This is a genomic window from Rhodococcus sp. 06-235-1A, assembly GCF_002258785.1.
GTDB lineage: Bacteria > Actinomycetota > Actinomycetes > Mycobacteriales > Mycobacteriaceae > Rhodococcoides.
In genome coordinates this window covers 92,882-115,683 of the sequence record NZ_NOYI01000020.1, presented here as the reverse complement: position 1 = coordinate 115,683, position 22,802 = coordinate 92,882, and the positions used below count along the sequence as shown (strand labels likewise).

The window sequence follows — 22,802 nt, the reverse complement described above, 5'->3', positions numbered from 1 at the left end:
ACCTTGTGGAAACCGATACCGCCCGCCTGGCACGATATGACGGGTGACCACTCCGCAGATCCACTCCCAGCCGCGTTACCGCACGTTGCAGCAGTCGACCAAGCTGCAGAACGTGCTGTACGAGATCCGCGGACCGGTACACGCCCACGCCGCCCGGCTCGAAGCCGAGGGTCACCGCATCCTCAAGCTCAACATCGGCAATCCGGCACCGTTCGGTTTCGAGGCCCCCGATGTGATCGTGCGCGACATGATCGCCGCGTTGCCGGTTGCCCAGGGGTACTCCGAGTCGAAGGGCATTCTGTCGGCTCGGCGGGCCATCGTCACGCGCTACGAGCTCGAACCGGGGTTCCCCGAGCTCGACGTCGACGACATCTATCTCGGCAACGGAGTCTCCGAGCTCATCACGATGACGATGCAGGCGCTGCTCGACGACGGTGACGAGGTACTGATCCCGGCCCCGGACTACCCCCTGTGGACAGCGATGACGACGCTGTCCGGCGGCAAAGCCGTGCACTACATGTGCGACGAGGAGAACGGCTGGAATCCCGATCTCGCCGATATCGAGTCGAAGATCACTCCCAAGACCGTCGCGCTACTCGTGATCAACCCCAACAACCCGACCGGCGCGGTGTACTCGAAGGAAGTTCTGCAGGGCATCGTCGATCTGGCACGCAAGTACCAACTGCTGCTGCTCGCGGACGAGATCTACGACCGGATCCTCTACGACGACGCACAGCACACCTCGCTGGCGAGCTTGGCTCCCGATCTGCTGTGCCTGACGTACAACGGACTGTCCAAGGCATATCGGGTGGCCGGATACCGCGCGGGGTGGCTCGCGATCACCGGCCCGAAGAAGCACGCCGCGGGTTTCATCGAGGGCATCGACCTTCTCGCATCGACCCGACTGTGTCCCAATGTGCCTGCGCAGCATGCCATTCAGGTTGCACTCGGCGGCTATCAGAGCATCGAGGACCTGATCCTGCCCGGCGGACGGTTGCTCGAGCAGCGCGACGTCGCGTGGGAGAAACTCAACGCGATTCACGGTGTCTCGTGCGTCAAGCCGCGGGGTGCGCTGTATGCGTTTCCGTGGCTCGATCCCGAGGTGCACGAGATCTACGACGACGAGAAGCTCGTCCAGGATCTGCTGTTGCAGGAGAAGATCCTGGTGGTTCAGGGCACCGGATTCAACTGGCCCGGCCACGATCACGTCCGGATCGTGACGCTGCCGTGGGCACGAGATCTGGCCGTTGCGATCGAGAGGTTCGGTAACTTCCTCGCGTCGTACAAGCAATGACACGCAAAGTTACTTCGCAGTAGTAGAAAGTGATGCACAAAACATCGGCGTGACCCCGCCGGGGCGGCGAATGATCTGTACATTGGCGGACGGCACTTCGGTGCCCGCGAGCCCTGGTCGTCCCCTCCCCCCCGGGTCGGTCAGGTGGTGGCGGGGGACGCCCCCCCTGCTCCCCGCCACCGAGCTCCTCGCATCGGCCGCCGACCCGGCCCCGTACTAGCCTTGCACCGTGGCACCACACGGTAATCCTCCCGACGGCACCAAGCCGGGGCTCGACTCCCACGCCGGTCACGGCCACGGCCACAGCGATACCCCGGCTCCGTTGGGGCCGGTGGCAGCCAAGGTCGTCGTCGGGCTGTTGGTTGCCATCGCCGTCGCCGTCATCGCCGGTGCAATTGCACTGTGGCCGAGCCAGCAGAGCGTCGACATCCCGTTGCCCTTCCAGACCTCCGGCGGAGGCGCGGTGTCCACGGAAGCGGGCACCATCACCTCGCAGAGCATCGGACCCTGCGGCAGTCCCGACGCCGGCAGAGCGTTCACCGGCAACCCGACGCCTGCGGTCAACGACTCGTACGAATGTCAGCGCAGCATCGTCGACATCACCACAGGCGAGGACGCGGGCAAACGGACGGTACTCGAGATCGCGCCGGGACCCGGCCAACCGACCCTGAGCGCCGGCGAGGACATCCGGATGGTGCTGCAGGCCGATCCGTCCGGTGGAGTCCGATACTCCTTCAACGACTACTCCCGCGGCCTACCGTTGGCGCTGATCGTCGGCGTGTTCGCCGTGGTCATCTGCGTCGTCGCCCGCTGGCGAGGATTTCGCGCACTGGTCGGCCTGCTCATCGCGTTCGCCGTGCTGGTGGTCTTCATGCTGCCCGCCCTGCTCGACGGCGCACCAGCCATTCCGGTCGCCCTCGTCGCCGGTGCGGTGATCCTCTATGCCGTGCTGTATCTGGCGCACGGAGTGAACCTGCGCACCAGCTCGGCGCTGCTGGGCACTCTCACGTCGATGGCATTGGCGGCAGTGCTGTCCTATGTCGCCATCCGGATGACCCACCTGACCGGGTTGTCCGAGGAACAGAACACTGCCGTGCAGACCTACATCGGCAACGTCAGTGTCACCGGCCTGCTGTTGGCGGGCTTCATCATCGGCTCGCTGGGTGTGCTCAACGACGTGACGATCACTCAGGCGTCGGCGGCCTTCGAGCTCGCCTCGGTCGATGAGACGGCGTCGCGACGGGAGATCTTCACCGCCGCGATGCGGGTGGGCCGCGATCACATCGCCAGTACCGTCTACACCCTCGTGCTCGCCTACGCCGGTGGTGCGCTGCCGCTGCTACTGCTCTTCAGCGTCGCCGACCGGTCCATCCAGGATGTACTCACCGGCGATTCGGTGGCCATCGAGATCGTCCGATCTGCTGTCGGCGGTGTTGCCCTCGCCCTGTCCGTACCGCTGACCACGGCGATTGCCGTTCTCTTGGCCCGGCCGCTCACCTCGACGCGTTCGAGCGCACCGTCCCGGACGCCCAAGCCCGCTCGATCGCGGGGCTCGGGTCGCCACAGCGCGTAGAGCGGCTTCGCCGCAGGTGAGTAGAACTTCGTAGTGGACTACGAGGTTTCGTGCACGTGCGGCGGAGCCGCTCCGGTCAGGCGAATGCAGCCGCAACCGTCTCCGACAGCAGGGCACCGTTGTGTGTGCTCAGGCCGGCCTTCAGTCCCGAGTCCGCCTCGCAGGCAGCTTCCCAACCCTTGTCGGCAAGTGCGACGACGTACGGCAGCGTGGCATTGGTGAGCGCGTAGGTGGAGGTGCGCGGAACCGCACCGGGCATGTTGGCGACGCAGTAGAACACGGACTCGTGCACCTTGTACGTGGGATCGGCGTGAGTGGTGGCGTGCGAGTCCTCGAAGCAGCCGCCCTGATCGATAGCGATGTCGACCAGAACCGAACCGGGCTTCATGCGCTGAACCAGGCTGTTGGACACCAACTTCGGAGCCTTTGCGCCGGGCACCAGTACTGCACCGATGACGAGATCCGCCGCAAGGACGGCCTGTTCGAGCTCGTAGGCGTTCGACACCAGCGTCTTGACGGCACCGCGGTACTGATCATCGATGGCGCGTAGCGCTTTCACATCGAGATCGAGGACGGTGACGTCGGCATGCATGCCGAAAGCGATTGCAGTGGCATTCTTTCCGGATACGCCGGCTCCGATGACGACGACGTTGGCGGGACGCACTCCGGGTACGCCGCCCATCAGAACTCCGCGTCCACCTTCGCTGGACATCAGGTGGTAGGCGCCGGCCTGGGGCGCGAGGCGTCCGGCAACTTCACTCATCGGTGCGAGCAATGGCAGGGAACCGTCTGCGGCAGTAACCGTTTCGTAGGCAATGGCCGTGGTACCCAACTCCAGCAGCGCATCGGTGCACGCCTTCGAGGCGGCCAGGTGCAGGTAGGTGAACAGCACCTGTCCCTTGCGCAAGCGTGAATACTCTTCGGCGATGGGCTCTTTGACCTTCAGCAGCAGATCGGCCTTCTCCCAGACCTCGGCGACGTCGGTGAGGATCTGTGCACCGGCGGCCTTGTAGTCGGTGTCGGTGAACGACGACCCGGCTCCTGCCTCGGTTTCGATGATCACTTCGTGTCCTCGCGAGACCAGTTCGTGCACGCCTGCCGGGGTGATGGCCACCCGGTATTCGTGGTTCTTGATCTCGCGTGGAATTCCGATCTTCATGGCGGCCTCCTCGGCGGTGGGTGACGTGAAGCCGTGGCTCCATCCGTGTAGGCCAACTATGAATTATCTACGGAATAGCCGCAACGGAAGTGAATATAATTCTGTACACTCCCGGAATGGTGAGCAATAGTTCTTTCCAGACGGGCGGCACGGGGTCTCAGTCGAACGATGTTCGGCCGATCCCGCTGGACCGAATCGACCACATCCTGCTCGACGAGCTCCGCCGCGACGCCCGTACCCCCAACAACGCACTCGCTGCGGCGGCCGGTGTCGCTCCGTCCACCGCACTCGCCCGGGTTCGTGCCCTCGTCGAACGCGGTGTCATCCGCGGATTCCACGCCGACATCGACCCCGAGGCCCTCGGCCAGGGCATCCAGGCCATGATCTCGGTCCGGCTCCAAGCAGATGCTCGACGACGCATCAGCGAATTCGGATCGAAGATTGCCTCACGCGCAGAGACGCTGAACATCTACTTCATCGCCGGCGCCGACGACTTCCTCGTGCACGTGGCGACCGTCGACACCGCCACCCTGCGAGACTTCGTCGTCGAGAACCTCAGTGCCGACCCCGCCGTCGCCGCAACCGAGACGATTCTGATCTTCGAGCACATCAGGCCGCGAAACACTCACGCGGACAGGTGAAGCCGTTCAGGGGGCGGGAGGCGCGATCGGCGGGAACCCGGGCAACGTGAAGTCCGGGAATCCCGGGATCAGTGGCGGCGGCTGCTGCGTCGTCGGAGGAACGGACTCGACGGGCGGCGGCGGTGCCGGCTCGGCCGTGGTGGTCGTCGGCTCCGGCGTCCAAGGCTCCTCGTACACTTCGGTCTCCGGCGGCACGGTCGTCGGTTCGACGGTGGTCTCCGGTGCGGGCGGCGGCAGCACCGGCGCAGGCACCACCGATGTGGGTGCCGTCGTGGTGACCGCCGGAACCTCGGCCTGGGTGCGACTGACCGAGGTGTCGACCACCTGCGGCGTGTTCTGCTGGGTGAGCATGAACCCGGACACGGCTACCACCGCAGCAAGACCGAGCGCGAGCACACCACCGGTGCGAAGCCTACGACGAGCGCGGGTGCGATCGTCCTCACCGTCGTCGTCGTCGTAATCGGCATCGAGCCAGTAGACGTTCTTCAGTTGGAACGGAACCGGCTTGCCGTCGTCGACAACCGAGGCGTCGGTCTCGGGCACATTCGAAACAGCGCCTGCAACAACAGCTTCGGACGCTACGGAATCGGTTGCCGCAACCTCGTCGATCGAACCCTCGACAGTCTGCTCCCCCGAATTCGTGCTCAACGCGACGACCTCCCCGTCGACCCGCGCCCCCTGCACGTGATCGTCGAGAACATCATCTACTACAGCCGACGTCGATGCCGGTACGACTGCGACGGAATCGGAAGAATCTACAACGGGATCGGTGAATCTCGAGGATTCGAAACCAGCGGTCGTGTCCGCGGTCTCGCGTGGAGCCTCGGTGGCTGTGCCGTCGATCGGAGCCGCCGCGATCCACGGACGGGCCGGAACAGGACGAGACGCTGCGGGCTCGGGAGCCGGAACCGACGGGGCGGCATGCAGTGATTCGTTTCGAGCCGGCACCGGTCGGACCGGCGCGGGCAGTGGCGGACGCGGCCGCGCGGAACGGGGCGGTAGAGCACTGGGCACCGAGGGTGCCGATTCCACCCGCGGCGCGCTCTCGACCGACGCCTCGGTGTCGACCGACACCGCCGGATGCACCGCACCCACTGCCGGCCCGATCGCGTCGGGAGCCGGGCGCGCGCCGTTTCGAGTGCGCGAATGCGGCCGAGCGGCCAGTGCCGCTCCCCGTGCCGCGACGGTCTCGGGCTCGGTCGGAACGATCGACGGCAGCTCCAGCAGCGGTCCGACACGGTTCTGCACGATCGGCATGCGCGCGCCGCCGCCGATCAGCACCACGGCGTCGATCGGGGCGTTCGCACCGATCATCACTCCGCGCGCGAATTCGATGGCTTCGTCGAGCAGATCGGTGATGAGCAGCTCGAAGTTCTCGCGTGAGAGCAGGATCATTCCGCTCGCATCGGGCAGACACACTGCGTCCTGGGTGGACAGACGTTCCTTGGCGATACGGCAGCGCTTCTCGAACAGCGCCATGTCGGGGTCGGTCGAACTCTTGCCGAGGCGCTGGAGCTGGTTGTTGCGCACGTAGGCGTCCAGCAGATCGCCGCTGTACTCACCCGATCGCTGCGAGGCGATGACGGTGCGCTGCACCAAGTCGACGACACTGACCGTCAATCCGGAGCTGCCGAGATCGAACAGGGCGACCGAGCTGCAGTTGCGTGCCTCACCGGTGGCTGCGAGGTACTCGACGACAGCTTCCACCTCGTGCACCAGGTGGTAGTTGTGCAGGTGCGCGCCGGCGAGTGCGGCATGGAGCGCGTCCGCCTGCCTCGGGTCGCGGTAGGCGACGCCGGTGGCGAGTTCGGGCTCGGTTTCGGCGGCGGCACCGATGGACTCGGCGGCCAGGTGCGGCAGATCTCCGCCCACGCTGTCGATGAGTTCGTTGCGGAAGAACAATGGTCGCTCGATGTCGCTGACCAGGCCGGACTGATCTGCGACGGGCACCGTGAACTGCTCGGCACGGGGCTGCGCCGTACGCACAGCCCGGGTCCCCATGGACACCCCAAGCAGCACAGTCACGGTCGTCGGCCTCACTCTGTTCGGACATTGCATCTGGACGCGATAGACCTCGTCCAGATCGCCAGGCTACCGCCTCGGCCGAAACGACGGGGCGCGTGCCCCGGAGGCGGCCGCACGCGGCTGCGAAGAAACAAGTCGTACGCCTCGGTCGAACGCGTCGAATCGAACGTGCGGTCTACTCCGGAAGCTCCGAGTCGACGATCGGTTGGTACAGCTCGCCGTCGTAGACGAACGTTCTCTCGTACAGATCTGCGTCGGGCAGTCGAGCAGGTCCGAGGACGGGCGGCTCGGCGACCGGCACCGCGGGTCCTGCGTCGGGCAGCACCGATGCCAGTACCGGGTCGTCGTAGACAGCGGATGCCGCGATAGGCGGTGGCGGAGCAGTATCGCTTCGGGTGTAGATCAGGCCCCACACGATCGCGATGACCGACACGGCACCGACCATCAGTGACGCGTCTCGCACCGACCATCGGACACGCCGACGAATCGGAGCCGGCGTCTCGACTCGGCGCGGAGACGGGTGCGTGGACGGATGTAGTCCGGGGTCGAGTTCGGGGCTGCCGAAACCGGTTCGATCGAGTAGTTCCGCGCCGGACATCGGTGCGTCGAACAGCTCGTCGAGGTCGAGCGGTGCGGCCGCTACGTCACGGGCATCGAGGTCCTCGGTGTCGAGTTCGGTCGGTGCGTGGTCGATGGACCCGAACACGGTCGGATCGACGGCCAGGTCCTCGGCCGCGAACTGATCGACCACCAACCCTTCGACCACCGAGGCGTCGAGCACACCTGCATCCGACGACGTGGATTGCGGATCGAACAGTGCCGATGCGTCGTCGGGCACGGTCACGGTTCCGACGTCGTCGATCTGCGGGACGACATCGAGCGCGGCACCCGTTGCAACGGTCATCACGGGCACCTCGGGGACGTGCACCGGCACGTCCCATTTGTCCTCGATGATGGTGCGCACCACTGGAATTGCCGCGCCACCTCCGACGAGGAGAACCGCGTCCGGGGCCTGCTTCGATGCCCAGTCGAGAACGTCGATGACCAGCGGCGTGATCTCTCGCTCGAACTCCTTGCGGGAGAGCAGCATCGGCCCGCGGTTGGGTGCCCTGACTCCGACCGAGGTGCTCACGAGCTCCTTGAGTTCGCGAAAGAACGCCTGGTACTCCTCGTCGCCCTCGGGGCCCACGGGAGGAGGAAGAATTCCCTTGGCCATCACGATGCTTCGGACGACCTCGTCGAATCGATCGCCGCTGATGTCTACGGTGCGGGCGGTCCACTCCACGTAGTCGCCTGCGACATCGAGGGCGGTGGCCGACAGCCCCTTCTTACCCAGGTCCACGACCAGGACGTAGTCCTTGTCGGCCAGTCCGGGAACCGTGCGGGCGTAGGCCATCAGGGCCTGCGATTCGTCGACCATCCGAGCCTTCGGCTCGGTTCTTTCGCCCAGGGTCTCGAGAAGCGCCGTCACGGCCGCGGTGTCCCACCCGGCGAGGACTATGTCCTCGAACGGTCCGTGATCGACGAGCTTGCCGGGCAGCAGGTCGTGTGCACCCTCCGCATCGATGGAGTCCTCGACGCGGCGACCGTCGGCGATGTACGCGATGCGCACGGCACCGGTACCCACCGATACCCCGCAGACTCCACTCATCGAACAGACGATCCTTTGCACATTGCGATTCGATGCCCGATCCGGCACCAGTACGAGCCCCCGCTCCTCTCGAAGTGTACGGCGGTGCGGACAACCGATACGGGCATCGCGGTAACGCTACTAAACAATCTAGGATATTGTTTGAGCGGGTCTGGGGAGACTTAGGGTCGAATAGGCGCACAGCCAGCAGACCTTGAGTCGACGACGAGGCCGTCCGGTCTCGTGGTTAACGCGATCGGTGGAGGTTTTCGATGCAGACGCTCAATGCTCACGACGTGGTTCGAGTGCGAACCGTGCTGGAGAAATTCGGAAAGCTGCCGGTCCCCGTGGAGGGCATCGACGAAGCCGCCGATCTGTACGACAGCGGCCTCACCTCGCACGCCAGTGTCAACGTCATGATCGCCCTCGAGGACGAGTTCGACGTCGAATTCCCCGACACCATGCTGCAGAAGTCGACGTTCGGCAGCATCAACGCGATCGCCGCAGCCATCGCCCAGCTGACGGACTGAGGCCATGACCACCGTCTACGAGAGCTCGATCGACCAGTCGATGACCGACGTGCTGGCCGTACTGCGGACCCACGCCGACGAGGTCGATCGCGATGCCCGCTTCCCCACCGAATCGGTGGATGCGCTGCGCGACGCCGGACTCCTCGGTGTCGGAATTCCGCGGGAGTTCGGCGGCGGCGGGGCAACCTTGACCGACATCGCCCGCATCTCGCGTGCCCTCGGCTCCGAGTGCGCTTCGACGGCGATGATCTTCGTGATGCACCAGTCGCAGGTGCTCAGCATCGTCCGCCACGGCAAGTCCGACGCCATGGCAGATCTTCAGCGACGCATTGTGACCGATCGCATATTGGTGGCCTCCGCCACTACCGAAATCAACATCGGCGGCGACGTCCGCTCGAGCAGTTGTGCGGTGGAGTACGACGGTGAACGGATCACCCTGACCAAGAACGCGCCCGTCATCTCGTACGGCGAGTACGCGCAGATCGTGCTGGCAACGGCACGACGCAGCGTCGACAGCCCGCCGAGCGACCAGGTCCTCGTGGTGTGCGAGAAGCCCGATGTGACGCTGGAGAAGACCGGCACCTGGGACACACTCGGATTTCGTGGCACCTGCAGTCCCGGCTTCATGCTCGCCGCACGCACGACGACCTCGAACATTCTGGGCGACAACTACGGCGACATCTCGGCTCAGACCATGCTTCCGGTGGCGCACGTGCTGTGGGGTTCGGCGTGGCTCGGCATCGCCGACGCAGCCGTGACGAAGGCACGCAAGTCCGTGCAGAAAGCCGCGCGCAAGACGCCGGGAACCCCGCCGCCGAGCGCACTGCGGCTGGCGGAGTTGATGGTGGTTCACGAGCAGCTGGTGGACACGGTGTTCGGGGCCGCTGCGAAGTTCGAGGCCGTCGCAGACAGCCCGGCCGAGCTCGGTGCCATCGGTTTCGCACTCAAGATCAACAACGTCAAGGTGACCGCGTCGACGCTCGTCATCGACATCGTCGGCAAGGCTCTGCAGATCTGCGGCATTTCCGGGTATCGGCAGGACGGCGAGCTCAGCATCGGCCGTCACCTTCGTGACGCGCACGGGTCCGCGATCATGGTCAGCAACGAACGCATCCTGGGACACAACTCGCAGCTCTCCCTCGTCTACAAGGGCAAGTGATGACCACCATGCACTCCGCACCGGAGACAGAACTGACCGAACTCGACTCTGCGCGAGCAGCTTTCCGTGCCGAGCTCGTCGATGCCGGCTTGCTGGTTCCCAGCTCGATTCCCGGGTTGTACGGGCGCAGTGGCGAATTCGAGGACATCATCGAGTTCGTCGACGCTCGCGTCACCGAGGCCGGGGTAGCCGAACACGGCCGTCAGGCCACCCGATTCAGATTCGCTCCGGTCTTTCCACGAGAAGCCTTCGAGCGCACCGACTACATCGCGTCCTTCCCCAACCTCACCGGTGCCATCAACACCTTCGAGGGCGACAACAAGGAACACGCGGCGTTGTTGGCGGAGAGGTCCGACGGTAAGGACTGGGATCACTTTCTGCATTCCGCCGGAACCATGTTGGTCTCGGCCGCCTGCCACCCGTCGTACTCGATGCTCACCGGCACATTGCCTGCCGAGGGCACGCTGATGGACATCTACGGCTACTGCTTCCGGCACGAGCCTGCGGTGGATCCGGCTCGGATGCAAGCGTTTCGGATGCACGAGTTCGTCCGAGTGGGCACGCCGGACGAAGCGATCGCCCACCGCGAACGCTGGGTGCCACGCGGCTTGCAGGTGCTGGCAGATCTGGGGCTGGAAGCCGAGGCGGTCATCGCCAACGATCCGTTCTTCGGCCGCGCCGGACGCATGCTCGCAGCGAACCAGCGCAACGAGAATCTCAAGACCGAACTGGTCGTCAAGCTCTACGGAGATCTCGACGACGGTACGGCGGTCGTCTCGTGCAACTGCCACCGCGACCACTTCGGCCACACCTTCGACATCTCCACCGTCGACGGAGAACCGGCTCACAGTGCCTGCGTCGGCTTCGGCATGGAACGCATTGCGCTGGCGATGCTCCGCACTCACGGGCTCGATCGCTCCGCGTGGCCGACTGCACTGCGCCACTGATCGATACTCGTTTCACCCGTGTACGTCCACGAAGGACCAATTGAAGTGAACAGTTCCCGCACCGCTCCCCGGCGCACCGGCTCCGTTCCCGCCGAGTCCTCTTCGCGTACTGCGGGCGGTAAGTACCAGACCTGGTTCGGCCCGTCCGAGTCGCCGCTGTTCGGCACCGTCCACGTGCCGGACGGTGGTCGGGCTCGCGGAGGCGTCGTCCTGTGCCCACCGCTCGGCAAGGAACAGGTCGACTCGTATCGCGGCATGACTCTGATGGCGCAGAAGCTGCGTGCGCAGGGACTTCTGGTGTTGCGATTCGACTATCGCGGTACCGGAGATTCGTGGGGTGATCAGGATCTGCCCGGCGCGATCGGACAGTGGCAGCGCAGCATCGTCGAGGCTGTCGACTACGTACGCGGTTGCGGGGTGGGTGAAGTCGGCCTGGTCGGTCTGCGTATCGGTGCCTTGTTGGCATGCTCTGTCGCCGCCGAGTGCGGTCCGCTCGCTGCGTTGACGCTGTGGGACCCGGTCGTTCGAGGCCGGTCGTACCTGCACGAGCAACGCGCACTGTACTCGGTGAGCGTCACCACCGATTCCGACGCCGATCCCCGTGTGTCGATCATCGGGGCTGTGTTGCATCCCGACTCGGCCGCGGCGTTTTCCGCACTCGATGCCGCGAAAACGACGACCGACGCACCGGTGTTGGTCGCCACCCGCGCCGAGCGAGGTGACTCGAAGCCGGTACGCAGACTCGTCGACGCACTCTCGGCCCAGGAGCACACGTTGTCCGCTCACGACGAGTTCCTCGAGCCGAGCGATTTCGAGGTCATCATCCCGGCCGCCGACATCGCCCACCTCGCAACCTGGACGGCGTCGAAGTTCCCGAGCCGAGCCGCCCACGACGTCGAGGCGCGAACCCGGACGCGATCACAGGTCGACGGGATCCACGAGAGCATCGAATTCCTGGGCGCTCAGGAGCTTTTCGCGATTCGTTCCTCCTCGGACCGCTGCCTGCCCGGTGGGCCGACCGTGGTGTTCTACCCCACGGCCAACGAGCACCGCGTCGGTCCGGTACGCATGTGGGTGGAGCTGGCGCGGCTGCTTCCCCGCTTCGGGGTGTCCACGGTTCGATTCGACAGACGCGGCACCGGCGAGAGCGGCACGGTCGCCGACGACGAACTGACCAAGCTCTACAGCCCGGAAGGAAATGCGGACGCGCTCACCGCCGTCGAACACGCAGGTACCGATCCGGCGAACATCGTGGTCACCGGAATGTGCTCGGGCTCGTGGTACTCGAGTTTCGCGGCACGCGAGAAGGGCACCAACAGCGCGATTCTGCTCAATACGCTCGACTGGACCACCCGCCGACTCGAGTTCGTCAAGCGCTCGTCGATGACGAAGATCGAACCGGACCGCACGGGTGCCGCACTGGATCGCCTGCACGAGTGGGGCGTCAAGATCAAGGCGCGGATGCAGTCGCGGCTGCCCTATCGAGCGTGGCTGACGCTGGGGAAGCTGGGGCTCATTCAGGTCCCGGAGATATCTCTTCTGAAGCTCGCTCGCAAGGACGTGAGCACCACGGTCCTGCTGTCCCCGTCCGATACGGATTGGTTCGTCACCAATCGCGGGCCCGAGGGTATCGACAGAATGCGCAAGCGTGGAATCACCACCACCGTCAAGTCCTTCGCCTCGGGAGATCATTCCCTCTATGGACGTGATCTGCGCGAAAACGTTCGTGCCGAGTTGATTTCGACAGTGGCGACCGCCTTCGAGCTCGATCTCGTCGCACCGCCACCTCCGACCCCGGTGGAGCGAGTTCTGCTGTGAAGCACCGCGCACCGAAGATGCCACCACCGAAGCACGAGCAACTCGACCGGCTTCGGTGGTATCCCGTCGAACCTGCACGATTCGATGTGGGCTTGGTGCAGGCAGGCCGCCTGACCCCGGGACTGATGCACAGTCCCACCACACCCATGTCGATCGTCACCGCGCCGGTCCCACCCGGGTACGAACGCGACGATCGGTCACCGCGTTCGGTGTCGAGCGAGGACGGCAGCGGGAAGCAGTCCGATCGCAATCTGGCGCTCAATTCGCTTGCGCTGATGGTCTCGACCGCCGTGACCGGCGTTCTGGGTCTGCTGTTCTGGGCGGCCGCCGGACGCCTCTACCCCGTCTCGGAGGTCGGCAGCGCATCGGCTGTGATCACCTCGGCGGTGATGCTCTCGACGTTGTCCAACCTCAGCTTGGGGTCGATGTACGAGCGGTTCCTGCCCATCTCGGGGCATCTGGCGAAGTCCCTCGTGATCCGCGGCTACCTCCTCATCACGGCGTTCGCGTTGGTTCTCGGATGCGGCTTCCTGGTGGTCGCTCCCGTAGACAAGATGTTCACCAACACCGCAGAAGTGGTGTCGTTTCCGATCTTCGTGGCAATCCTGGCGGTATTCGCGCTGCAGGATCAGACGTCCTCGGGTCTCGGCGTCGCACGCTGGGCAGCAGCGAAGAACGTCTTCCACGCCGTCGTGAAATTCGGCTTGCTGTTGGCCCTGTTCGCTACGGAGAGAAGCACTTCCATCATTTCGGCGTGGGCACTTCCCGCAGTGGTCGCCTCCGTCTTCGTTCTCCGAGCCATTCTGAAGAACATTCGCGAGGAACGGCGCTACGCGAACGAGCCGAACCTGCCGCCTCGTCGCGAGTTGTGGTCCTACTTCGGATCGGCGTACGGAATCACTGCTCTCGGTTCGCTTGCGCCCCTACTGGTCCCGATGATCGTCGTGACCACCCTCGGCACGGTCGAGAACGCATACTTCTCACTGACCTGGTCCATCGTGAGTGCGCTGTACATTCTCATCGGTGTTCTGATCGGACCATACGTTGCCGAGGTGGCCGCGCATCCGGAACAGTTCCACAATCTGACCAAGAGATTCATGTCTCTCGTCTGCCTGGTGGCGCTGGGAGGTTCGTTCTTTCTCGCATTCATCGCGCCGTACGGTCTCGGCATCGTCGGACAGGGTTACCGCGATCAAGGCACCATCATCGTGCAACTCGCCGCCCTGACCATTCCACTGTCGGTCATCGGTTCGCTGTACGACGGTTTGGCGCGGGTGCGACGCCGTATGCGCCTGGCCGTCATCGTGCAGGTGATCGCCACCACGATCATCATCGTCGGATCCCTCGCTCTGTCGTCGTCGTTGGGCATCGCTGCCGTCGGTTGGGCCTACCTTGCGGCCGAAGCCTTCGGAGCAGCGGTACTGATCGTTCCGCTCGTGCGGTGGATACGGGAGATGTCCAGGAATCGTCCGCCACAACCGGTGTCGCCGGTTGCCGATCACTCGCTCGTTCGTGTCGATCCGACGCCTGCGCGAGTATCGACGGGAGGGAAGTCGTGAACCCCCTGGTGCTCTTCTCCTCGATCGACCGAGTGAGATGTCGCTTCGGCCAACACGCCAGCTCGATGGACATGCTGCGGTCCGAAACCCGAGTCATCGTCGCGATCGGTCCAGCAAATTTCGGTGGCATCGGGCGTGTGTCGGAGAGGCTGCGCACGCTGGCCTCGCTCGGTCCAGCCGCCCGACTCGGTCTGCGCGCCACGCCCCGATCACGCCGGTGGGCGTACCGACCCGACCTCATCGACGAGGACGTCACGGAAGTACCGGCCTTTCCGCTGCACGAACTCGACCGGGTACTGACAGAGCTGTCTCGTTCCTCGTCGCCCGAAATCCCATTCCGCGCGCGTCTGGCAGGCGACTACCTACTACTCGACATCTCGCACGGTCTCTGCGACGCATTGTTGCCCCTGGAGGTGATCGGCTACCTTGCCGATCCACGCCCCGAAGCACCGCTTCCCCGATGGGCAACCCAGGACGTGACGGTTCACCCCTTGTTGCCCACCTTGGCATCATGGGTCGTCTCGCACCCACGCAAAGTTCTGGACATGGTCTATGGACGCATCCGTCCGGGCAAAGCCGGAGCATTCGTTGCACCCGCCGTCGGTGCGACGGTGGGCCCGGCAACCCACGGTGACACGACGCCGTGGCACAGATCGCCGACCGTGGTGGCGGCCTCGTCGGCAGTGGGCTTCGTGGATCGTATTCGTCAGTGGCGCAAGGACGTCGGTGAGACAGCATCGGTCTCGGCCATCATCTCGACCGCAGTGGCGACATCGTTGGCCAGATCGGGAATTCGTTTGTCGAACTCGGTGACATTCCTCTTCGACTGTCGTCGCTACCTACCCGCCGACGCGGTCGTGCTGGGGAACTTCGCGGCCGGCCTCGACTTTCCGTCGACCGACCCCACGTCACGGGACCAGGTTCAGTTCGCATTGACGTCGGCGATCGACAAGGGCAGGCCGATCGCCGCAGCGACGCTGAGTTCACTCAAGTACCAGCGCACCGGAAGCGCATCGGGCAGCACTGTGGGCGACCGCGTCGACGCCGACCCGAGTGCCGAATTGATCTTCTCCGATCTCGGACGAGTCAGGAGCCTCGAGACAGTGTCGTGGTTGTCCGGTGAGACGGATCGCGTCTTCTACGGTCTCAGCGAACCGTCCCGGCCGGAATCGATCGTGATCACCACCCAGCAACTCGGGACTGTCATGTACATTTCGGCGTCGTTCCACGACAACGCTTTCGATCCTGCGACGGTCAAAGCAGCACTCGATGCGGTTGCGTCGAGCCCCCTCGATCTAGTCACTGCACAGGAGACCCCCTCATGACCGCATCGCTCACGGAGCCGACACCACGGCCGCCCCAGTTGTGGGCTCGCATCGGACGATGGGCCGGCTTGTTCGTGCTGCAATTCCTGGTCGTCGAGTGGGTCGTGTCGGCTACCTGGCGGGGTAACTACAGCTACCGCTGGAACTACATCAGCGAACTCGGTGTGCCGTTCTGCGGACCCACCGGCTACTTGCCGTGCAGTAGTTTGTACGTCGCCGCAAACGTGTCCATCGTCGTGCTCGGCTGCTCTCTCGCGGTCGCAGCGGTGTCGTGGTTCGCGCTCGGTGTACTCGACATTCGGAGCACGGCATTCTTCGTCGTCTCCGGGATCGGCGGTGTCACCGCCGGAACGGTCAGTGAGGCCACCAACTACCAGGTCCACTCGTTCGGGGCGGCAGTGTTGTTCGTGACGGCCAATGTCGCTCTCGTCTTCGCAGCGGGCGGGCGTCTCGTCCCGCGTCCGCACCGCTATGTCGTGACCGCTCTCGGGGCAGTCGGCCTGCTGGCCTACTTCTTGTACATCGGCGGCCACCAGTTCGGAATGGGCATCGGCGCTCTCGAGCGGATCGTCGCGTACTGCGTGATCGGCGGCACGGTGATCCTGACGGCCGCTCTGTTCCAGGCGACGCGCGTACCGCGTCGCCGGTCCGCCCGTGTCGCGGACAACGAGCAACTGCTCGGTGCGTCCGCCGCCGGCCAGATCAGTTGAGTCACCACAGCCGACCTCGGCAGCAACGGAGAAGCTCCGCGACGGTCGAGATCGGACGCATGCCCGGCGCGTACGTTCAGGCGACGCCCCCTCGCCGCAGGTGGCCGGTCGCGGGTGCCGTGTTCGTGGTCGTCGCATCGGTCACGGTGGGCTTCGTCGTGTACGCGCAGTCCAAGGTGATCGACTCGCCGCGGATCGCCCCGATCGGAGCCAACGCAACCACCGTGTACGACACCTTCGTCGGCCCGGCCGGCCAGCGAGTGGATCCAGCGCTCTGGACCACTCGCCCGGATGACTCCGCCGTGGTCGACAACGGTGTGCAGCGGTACTCGACGTCGCAGGACAACGCCTCGGTCGACGGTGCGGGTCATCTGTCGATCACCGCACAGCGCGTCGCCGACGGTGTCACCTCTGCCGAATTGACGAGCACGAGCGCGTTCACCTTCGGACGTGTCGAGGCCAGGATCGAATTGCCTGTCGGCGGCGGCCTCTACCCGGCGTTCCGTCTGATCAGCACCGATCTCACGACGACGGGCGAACCAGTAGGAACGATCGATGCCGTGGAGCCGACCGGAGACGGCGACTACCGCTCCGGTATCAGCACCACCCCGGACGGGGGATCGTCGACGAGCATCATGCCGCTGCCGTCCTCGGACGGCTACCACGTCTACTGGATCGAGCGTGGTCCCGGCGTCGTCACCACCGGAATCGACAGCACGGTGGTTCATCGGGCCACCGCTGACGATCTCGGCGGTAGTAGCGCGAACTGGGTGTTCGACCAACCCTTCCGCGTGCAGATCGATCTCCGGGTCGGCACGACGCCATCGGATCCGACCGAGTCGATCGCACTACCCGCGGCCATGTCGATCGACTGGGTGAGAACTCGATCCGACTGACCATCGCCCCCCTCCGATCTTGTTGTACGCGAAAGGATTTACCGTGCTCTACCCTGCACTTCCCCGGCTCGACCATCCAGAATGGCAGGGTGCGTTGTGGATCGGCAGCATCGACCTCACCCTCGACCTACCCGCTTCGATCCCGCTGGCGGATGCCGACGGGTACACGCGGGCACGGCTGCTCGCGCGCAACGGTCTCGATCCCGTTGGGTTCGTGGAGCTCGCCATCGACAATGGAGTGGTGGACGCTGCCGAGCTTCGAGCGTCGGCAGCACAGCTGCCACCGGCCGCGAACGCGGCACCAAGGGCACCTCTGTCGAGCCCTCCTCCGGTGACCATCGTGATCTGCACGCGTGATCGCGTCGAGCACCTTCGCGGGGCACTGGCGTCGGTGCTGGCCGTGGACTACCCCGACGTCGAGGTGGTGGTCGTCGACAACGCATCGACGACGGGCGACACCATCGCATACGTGGAGAGCATCGACGACCCGAGAGTGCGGATCGTCCGAGAGCCGGCGCCTGGCCTCAGCCGGGCTCGCAACACCGGAATCCGCGCAGCTCGCCACGACCTCGTTGCGTTCACCGACGACGACGTTGCGGTCGACCCGTCATGGCTCACCGCGCTCGTACGCGGATTCGGACGCGCAGACAAGGTCACCTGCGTCTCGGGCATCGTCCCCAGTGGCGAGATCAGAACTCAGGCACAGGCCTACTTCGATCGACGGGTCGGTTGGGCGAGTTCGGTCACGCCGCGCATCTACGACCTCGCCGAACCGCCCGCCGATGTCCCGCTGTTTCCGTTTCAGGTGGGCATGTACGGCACCGGCGCGAACTTCGCGGTACGGCGGAGCCGGATGTTCGATCTCGGCGGCTTCGACGAATCACTCGGAGTCGGTTCGCCCACCAACGGGGGCGAGGATCTCGACATCTTCTTCAGGATTCTCATGGCGGGTGATCAGTTGGTGTACGAGCCGGGCGCAATCGTCTGGCATCGCCACCGGGCCGACTCGGACGCACTCGCAATCCAGGCCAGGGGCTACGGTCTCGGGCTCGGCGCATGGCTGGCCACGGTCGCGACCGACCGTCGCGCGGCCACATTGGCTGCGAAGGTGGCCTTCCGAAAGGCCGGAAGCGCAGCACGTCTGTCGCTCAGGATGAGCAAGGTGGCGTCGCCGCCGAGTGACCTCGCCGACGACCTCCCGGCCGGTATCGGCCGGATGGAGCTACTGTCGATCTTCAAGGGGCCGATGGCACTACGACGGAGCCGGCGCGGCGGGCGCGCCCGTCGGCCACTGACAGGAGTGAACCGCGATGCGCGTCCGACGTAGGCCGCCGTCGACCGAACCCGATCGGGTCGGTACCGATCGTCCCCGCCTCACCATGGCCGACGCCTCGGTACTCGCTGCGGTTGCCGGTGTGCTGTCGATGGTCGAGCTGCCGACCTTCCTCCGCGCGATCCTCGCCTCCGTACTGCTGTTCTGCGGTCCGGGTGTGGCCATTCTGACCTGGGTCGACCTCCCCCGGGTCGCACGGTTGTCCGCCGTACCGACGTTGAGCATCGCTGTCATGACGGTGATGACCACAGGAGCCATGTGGAGCTACCGGTGGTCCCCGCGGCGGATGACACTGCTGCTGTGCATCCTGATGATCGGCTCGTCCATTCAGTGGTACCGCAAGAACGGGTTTCCGAGCCGGCATGCGTGGCTGCACCGAATCCGGACGAGTACCGGTAAGCAGCGCGTTCACTTCGCCGTTCGAGCCACACTCGCCGTCCTGAACGATCGCGCCACGCTACGCAAACACCTGCCGCTACTGCTGCTCGCACTGGCCTTGGTCTTGTGGCTGCCCGCCCTTCCCGGATTGCGGACTGCGCAGTATTCGCAGTTCGGCCTGCTGGTATCGGGAACAGGTCCGGTTCTGGTGATCTGTATGGCTCTCAGTCTGGCGGCATTCCTGATCGCGATTCGGCGCTGGCAGGTGACCAGCGCCGCACTGGCGGTAGCCATGGCGATGGCGATTCAGCGCCTGACCGTGACCCTGGTGACCGACGTACCCATCTACGAGTGGACGTACAAGCACGTCGGAGTCACCGAATACATTCTGAAGTTCTCCGCACTGCCTCCCAACGGCGTCAGCATCTACAGCGAGTGGCCCAGCTTCTTCGTCGTGTCGGCGTGGTTCACCCACATCACCGGGTTCGGCACCCTGGACATCGCGCACGTGTTCGCGCCGATGATCCACGTTCTGATCGCAGTGACCATCTACGGGCTCGCGCGAGTACTGACGCTGAACCGCCGCACAGCGATCACCGCCGCGATGGTCGGAGAGTTGGTGAACTGGGTCGGCCAGGACTACTACTCGCCTCAGGCCTGGGGACTCGTTCTCGCTTTCGGATTCCTCGGGCTGTTGATGACGTCGACGGTGGACCGACGTGCCGCGTATCTGGCGCTGATCCCGTTCGCCGGGTGTGTGGCGACGCATCAGTTGACGCCGTACTGGTTGTTCGCCGTCGCAGGCGTGCTGCTGGTGAGCAAGCGCGCGAAGCCGTGGTGGCTGATGATTCCGCTCGCCGTCATCCTTCTGGGGTACCTGTTCCCTCGACTCGCGATCGTTGCCCCGTACGGACTGTTCCAAGGTTTCGATCCGGTCGCGAACGCCGAGAGCAACGTGCAGACGGTCGGAGTGTTCGGCTATCGAGTGACCACGCTCGCCAGCCAGGCCACCTTCCTGGCCGTGTACATGGTCAGCGGGCTCGCTGTTCTGTACGCCTGGCGGAGGCGGACGACGTTCTGGGCCCCGGCGGTGATGGCGTTCGGCTCGATCGGGCTTCTCGGCGGCCAGAGCTACGGCGGCGAGGCAATCTTCCGGGTGTACCTGTACGCCACGGCAGGGTGCGCGATTCTCATCGCGCCTCTGGTCGTCGACGCGTTGGACGGCCGGTTCACGCTCGATCGCATTCCACACGCACCGCAGATTCGCAGACCGCTCTTCCGATCGGCTCTCGTGGCAGTGTCCGCTCTCTTCGTCGTCGCGACCGGCTTGCTGAGTCTGCAGGGCTACTACGGCAGGTGGCCGATCGTTCAGGAGACTGCGGCGCAGATCCAGCAGACCGAGCGCATCATCTCGGAGGCCCCGGACGGAACCACGGTCATCACGATCTTTCCGGCGGGGTTCCCCACTCACATGACCGCCGACTACGTCCGGCTGAACGAAACCAACAGCTACTTCCACATCTCCCTCGACTCCATCGGGCCCGGGTACCTGCTCGAGTTCCCCACGTCGGATCAGGTTGCCGAACTCGACGCTCAGGCGCGCTCGAGCGATGAGCCGACCTACATCGTGCTCACCCGACAGTCGATGGAAACCGTCGAGTACTACGGGTACGCCGCCGACTCCGCCGCCGACAGATTTCAAGGCTGGCTACGCGAGAATTCGGACTGGACCGTCAAATGGGAAGACGCTGACATCGTGGTCTTCGAGCACGACCCGGCCTGAAAAATCCAAACTATGACCCACGTCTCCAAACAATCTTCCAGTTGGTTTGTTTGCAGCTTGACAAACTCCTAGCATCTTTTAAGCTTGCTATCAGTCAATGGAAACAGGTTCTTACCGTCAACAACGGACGTTCGGAAGCTGATCTGTGGATGCGGCGGGGGTCGTTTCACGGAGTTCGGAGACATCTGCCCATCGCACTCGACCCATGTGGAATGGATATGTTGAATCGTCAGAATCCCCGCGTCAGTGTCGTCATCCCGACGCTCAACGAGGCCGCGAACCTTCGCCATGTCCTCCCCCTGCTTTCTCACGACTACGAGCTCGTACTCGTCGACGGCGGGTCGGTCGACGGCACCATCGATGCAGCCCGCGAGATCCGCGGAGACATTCGCATCATCAAGCAGACCCGCAAGGGTAAGGGCAATGCTCTCGCCTGCGGCTTCGAGGCGGCCACCGGCGACATCATCGTGATGTTCGACGCCGACGGTTCGGCCGACGCTGCCGAGATCCCGCGGTTCGTCGACGCCCTGATCGCCGGTGCCGACTTCGCCAAGGGCAGTCGATTCTGCGAGGGTGGCGGCAGCCACGACATCACGCCGCTGCGTCGCGCAGGCAACGGCGGATTGCACCTCGTGGCCAACACACTGTTCGGAACCCGCTTCTCCGACCTCTGCTACGGATACAACGCGTTCTGGCGCGACCTGGTGCCGGTGCTGGACCTGCCCGTCGTCGACCAGCCGGGTGCCGAGGGCATGATGCTGTGGGGCGACGGCTTCGAGATCGAGACCATCATCAACTGCCGCTTCGCCGAGGCATCCGTCCGCATCGAAGAAGTGCCGAGCGTCGAGCTGGCCCGCATCTACGGTCAGAGCAACCTGCGCACCTTCTCCGACGGCTTCCGCGTTCTGCGCACACTGATGACCGAGCGCATGCGTGCACGCAAGATCAAGCGCAAGTCCATCGTCCGTCCGCTGCGTGAGTCGATCGACGCCCGTACCGACATGGACCTCGAGTTCGAGGCGCTCGAGTCGTACAACGAGGTTCTCGAACTTCGCGAGAGAACGGCGTGAGTCTGCCGACTTCCTCGGTTGTCATCTGCGCGTACACGTTGGCTCGGTGGTCCGAACTTCGGGCCGCCGTGCGGGCCGTCCTCGATCAGGTCGTGCCGGCCGACGAATTGATCGTCGTCATCGATCACAACGCACAGCTGGCCGAGCGCGCTCGCGAGGAGTTCACGCCGCTGCACGACACCGTGAACGTGGTGGAGAACAACCACGCCCGCGGCCTGTCCGGTGCGCGCAACACCTCGTTGGACCTCGCTACCGGTGACATCGTCGTCTTCTTGGACGACGACGCGTCGCCACGCACCACAGAATGGCTCGGAGCCATTCTGTCCCATTACTCGGACGATGCCGTGTACGCCGTTGGGGGCTCTGCATACCCGGTATGGCCGGACAAGCGTCCGGCCTTCTTACCGGCCGAGGTAGTGGGTGAACCCGGCGAACTCGATTGGGTCGTCGGGTGCACCTACCGCGGGCAGCCGACGGAAACCGCTCAGGTCCGCAATCTCATGGGCGCGAACATGTCCTTTCGCCGTGAGCCCGTCGTCGCACTCGGGGGGTTCGTCTCGGGCATCGGCCGAATCGGTCGAGTCCCACTCGGTTGCGAAGAGACGGAGCTGTGTATCCGTCTCCGCCAGACGCATCCCGACGCCCAGATCGTGTTCGATCCCTCCATCGTCGTCGATCACACGGTCAGCGCGGACCGCACTCGTCCGCGCTACCTCATCACTCGCAGCTACGCCGAGGGTGTGTCGAAGGCAGCCATCGCCCGTTTGATCGGGGCCGAGGACGCACTGTCCTCGGAGCGCGCGTACACCGCCAAGATCCTGCCTCGCGCGGTCGGTCGGGAGACCAGCGCCGCAGCGCGCGGTAATCCTGCCCGCGCATGGGGTGCGATGGCCGTGGTGGCAAGCGTCGGCGCCGCCGGAATCGGCTATGCCCGAGGAAAATTCAGCACGAGCCGATAGCGGCACGTGCACA

18 protein-coding genes are annotated in these 22,802 nt (G+C 64.8%); 15 read left to right on the top strand and 3 right to left on the bottom strand.

Features of this window, described 5'->3' with window-relative positions; all coding sequences use genetic code 11:
• Positions 1-43 precede the first annotated feature (43 nt).
• Positions 44-1,294: a pyridoxal phosphate-dependent aminotransferase gene (locus CH275_RS18755; protein WP_094679798.1), complete on the top strand. Its 1,251-nt coding sequence runs from the start codon at positions 44-46 to the stop codon at positions 1,292-1,294.
• A gap of 229 nt (positions 1,295-1,523) precedes the next feature.
• On the top strand, positions 1,524-2,867 hold the full coding sequence (locus tag CH275_RS18750; RefSeq protein WP_094679797.1) for a YibE/F family protein: 1,344 nt from the start codon (positions 1,524-1,526) through the stop codon (positions 2,865-2,867).
• Between the two features lie 76 nt (positions 2,868-2,943).
• On the opposite strand, the gene ald is transcribed toward CH275_RS18750, so the two are convergent.
• On the bottom strand, positions 2,944-4,026 hold the full coding sequence (gene ald / locus CH275_RS18745) for an alanine dehydrogenase (RefSeq protein WP_094679796.1): 1,083 nt from the start codon (positions 4,024-4,026) through the stop codon (positions 2,944-2,946).
• Between the two features lie 116 nt (positions 4,027-4,142).
• On the opposite strand from ald, the gene CH275_RS18740 reads away from it, so the two are divergent.
• Complete coding sequence (locus tag CH275_RS18740) at positions 4,143-4,667, top strand: Lrp/AsnC family transcriptional regulator (RefSeq protein ID WP_179276217.1); 525 nt, start codon at positions 4,143-4,145, stop codon at positions 4,665-4,667.
• A gap of 6 nt (positions 4,668-4,673) precedes the next feature.
• Here the strand turns inward: CH275_RS18740 and CH275_RS18735 are convergent, their stop codons facing one another.
• Positions 4,674-6,692, bottom strand: a complete 2,019-nt coding sequence (locus CH275_RS18735; RefSeq protein ID WP_094679794.1) for an Hsp70 family protein — start codon at positions 6,690-6,692, stop codon at positions 4,674-4,676.
• Positions 6,693-6,867: 175 nt separating this feature from the next.
• Positions 6,868-8,343: a hypothetical protein gene (locus CH275_RS18730; protein ID WP_143546819.1), complete on the bottom strand. Its 1,476-nt coding sequence runs from the start codon at positions 8,341-8,343 to the stop codon at positions 6,868-6,870.
• 251 nt (positions 8,344-8,594) lie between these two features.
• Here CH275_RS18730 and CH275_RS18725 point away from each other — a divergent pair, with 251 nt between their 5' ends.
• The 12 genes from CH275_RS18725 to CH275_RS18670 all read left to right on the top strand — a co-directional run bounded on the left by CH275_RS18725 (position 8,595) and on the right by CH275_RS18670 (position 22,789).
• Positions 8,595-8,852: an acyl carrier protein gene (locus CH275_RS18725; protein WP_032396368.1), complete on the top strand. Its 258-nt coding sequence runs from the start codon at positions 8,595-8,597 to the stop codon at positions 8,850-8,852.
• 4 nt (positions 8,853-8,856) lie between these two features.
• On the top strand, positions 8,857-10,011 hold the full coding sequence (locus CH275_RS18720; RefSeq protein ID WP_094679792.1) for an acyl-CoA dehydrogenase family protein: 1,155 nt from the start codon (positions 8,857-8,859) through the stop codon (positions 10,009-10,011).
• An 8-nt stretch (positions 10,012-10,019) separates the two neighbouring features.
• The gene (locus CH275_RS18715; protein ID WP_373453724.1) at positions 10,020-10,958 is read left to right on the top strand and encodes an amino acid--[acyl-carrier-protein] ligase; all 939 of its coding nucleotides are present in this window, start codon (positions 10,020-10,022) and stop codon (positions 10,956-10,958) included.
• A gap of 45 nt (positions 10,959-11,003) precedes the next feature.
• Positions 11,004-12,776, top strand: a complete 1,773-nt coding sequence (locus tag CH275_RS18710; RefSeq protein WP_094679854.1) for a hypothetical protein — start codon at positions 11,004-11,006, stop codon at positions 12,774-12,776.
• Complete coding sequence (locus CH275_RS18705; RefSeq protein ID WP_179276216.1) at positions 12,773-14,335, top strand: lipopolysaccharide biosynthesis protein; 1,563 nt, start codon at positions 12,773-12,775, stop codon at positions 14,333-14,335. The genes CH275_RS18710 and CH275_RS18705 overlap by 4 nt, the downstream gene beginning before the upstream one ends.
• A complete protein-coding gene (locus tag CH275_RS18700) occupies positions 14,332-15,660 on the top strand; it encodes a hypothetical protein (RefSeq protein ID WP_094679790.1) in 1,329 nt (442 codons plus the stop codon). Before CH275_RS18705 ends, CH275_RS18700 begins: the two co-directional genes overlap by 4 nt.
• Positions 15,657-16,370: a DUF998 domain-containing protein gene (locus CH275_RS18695; protein ID WP_094679789.1), complete on the top strand. Its 714-nt coding sequence runs from the start codon at positions 15,657-15,659 to the stop codon at positions 16,368-16,370. The genes CH275_RS18700 and CH275_RS18695 overlap by 4 nt, the downstream gene beginning before the upstream one ends.
• A 59-nt stretch (positions 16,371-16,429) precedes the next feature.
• Positions 16,430-17,266 carry a glycoside hydrolase family 16 protein gene (locus tag CH275_RS18690; protein WP_094679788.1) on the top strand — a complete coding sequence of 279 codons (837 nt, stop codon included), beginning with the start codon at positions 16,430-16,432 and terminating at the stop codon, positions 17,264-17,266.
• A 43-nt stretch (positions 17,267-17,309) separates the two neighbouring features.
• Positions 17,310-18,593: a glycosyltransferase family 2 protein gene (locus CH275_RS18685; protein ID WP_256991114.1), complete on the top strand. Its 1,284-nt coding sequence runs from the start codon at positions 17,310-17,312 to the stop codon at positions 18,591-18,593.
• Positions 18,577-20,760 carry a hypothetical protein gene (locus CH275_RS18680; RefSeq protein WP_094679786.1) on the top strand — a complete coding sequence of 728 codons (2,184 nt, stop codon included), beginning with the start codon at positions 18,577-18,579 and terminating at the stop codon, positions 20,758-20,760. Before CH275_RS18685 ends, CH275_RS18680 begins: the two co-directional genes overlap by 17 nt.
• A gap of 212 nt (positions 20,761-20,972) precedes the next feature.
• Positions 20,973-21,830: a glycosyltransferase family 2 protein gene (locus tag CH275_RS18675; protein ID WP_094679785.1), complete on the top strand. Its 858-nt coding sequence runs from the start codon at positions 20,973-20,975 to the stop codon at positions 21,828-21,830.
• Positions 21,827-22,789, top strand: coding sequence for a glycosyltransferase family 2 protein (locus tag CH275_RS18670; protein WP_094679784.1), 963 nt, complete (start codon positions 21,827-21,829; stop codon positions 22,787-22,789). Before CH275_RS18675 ends, CH275_RS18670 begins: the two co-directional genes overlap by 4 nt.
• Positions 22,790-22,802: the final 13 nt, after the last annotated feature.

Excerpts from the sequence above, each read along its gene's own strand:
- ald (WP_094679796.1), bottom strand. The coding sequence starts at position 4,026 with ATGAAGATCGGAATTCCACGCGAGATCAAGAACCACGAATACCGGGTG.
- CH275_RS18740 (WP_179276217.1), top strand. The coding sequence starts at position 4,143 with ATGGTGAGCAATAGTTCTTTCCAGACGGGCGGCACGGGGTCTCAGTCG.
- CH275_RS18730 (WP_143546819.1), bottom strand. The coding sequence starts at position 8,343 with ATGAGTGGAGTCTGCGGGGTATCGGTGGGTACCGGTGCCGTGCGCATC.
- CH275_RS18725 (WP_032396368.1), top strand. The coding sequence starts at position 8,595 with ATGCAGACGCTCAATGCTCACGACGTGGTTCGAGTGCGAACCGTGCTG.
- CH275_RS18720 (WP_094679792.1), top strand. The coding sequence starts at position 8,857 with ATGACCACCGTCTACGAGAGCTCGATCGACCAGTCGATGACCGACGTG.
- CH275_RS18715 (WP_373453724.1), top strand. The coding sequence starts at position 10,020 with ATGCACTCCGCACCGGAGACAGAACTGACCGAACTCGACTCTGCGCGA.
- CH275_RS18695 (WP_094679789.1), top strand. The coding sequence starts at position 15,657 with ATGACCGCATCGCTCACGGAGCCGACACCACGGCCGCCCCAGTTGTGG.
- CH275_RS18690 (WP_094679788.1), top strand. The coding sequence starts at position 16,430 with ATGCCCGGCGCGTACGTTCAGGCGACGCCCCCTCGCCGCAGGTGGCCG.
- CH275_RS18680 (WP_094679786.1), top strand. The coding sequence starts at position 18,577 with ATGCGCGTCCGACGTAGGCCGCCGTCGACCGAACCCGATCGGGTCGGT.
- CH275_RS18675 (WP_094679785.1), top strand. The coding sequence starts at position 20,973 with ATGGATATGTTGAATCGTCAGAATCCCCGCGTCAGTGTCGTCATCCCG.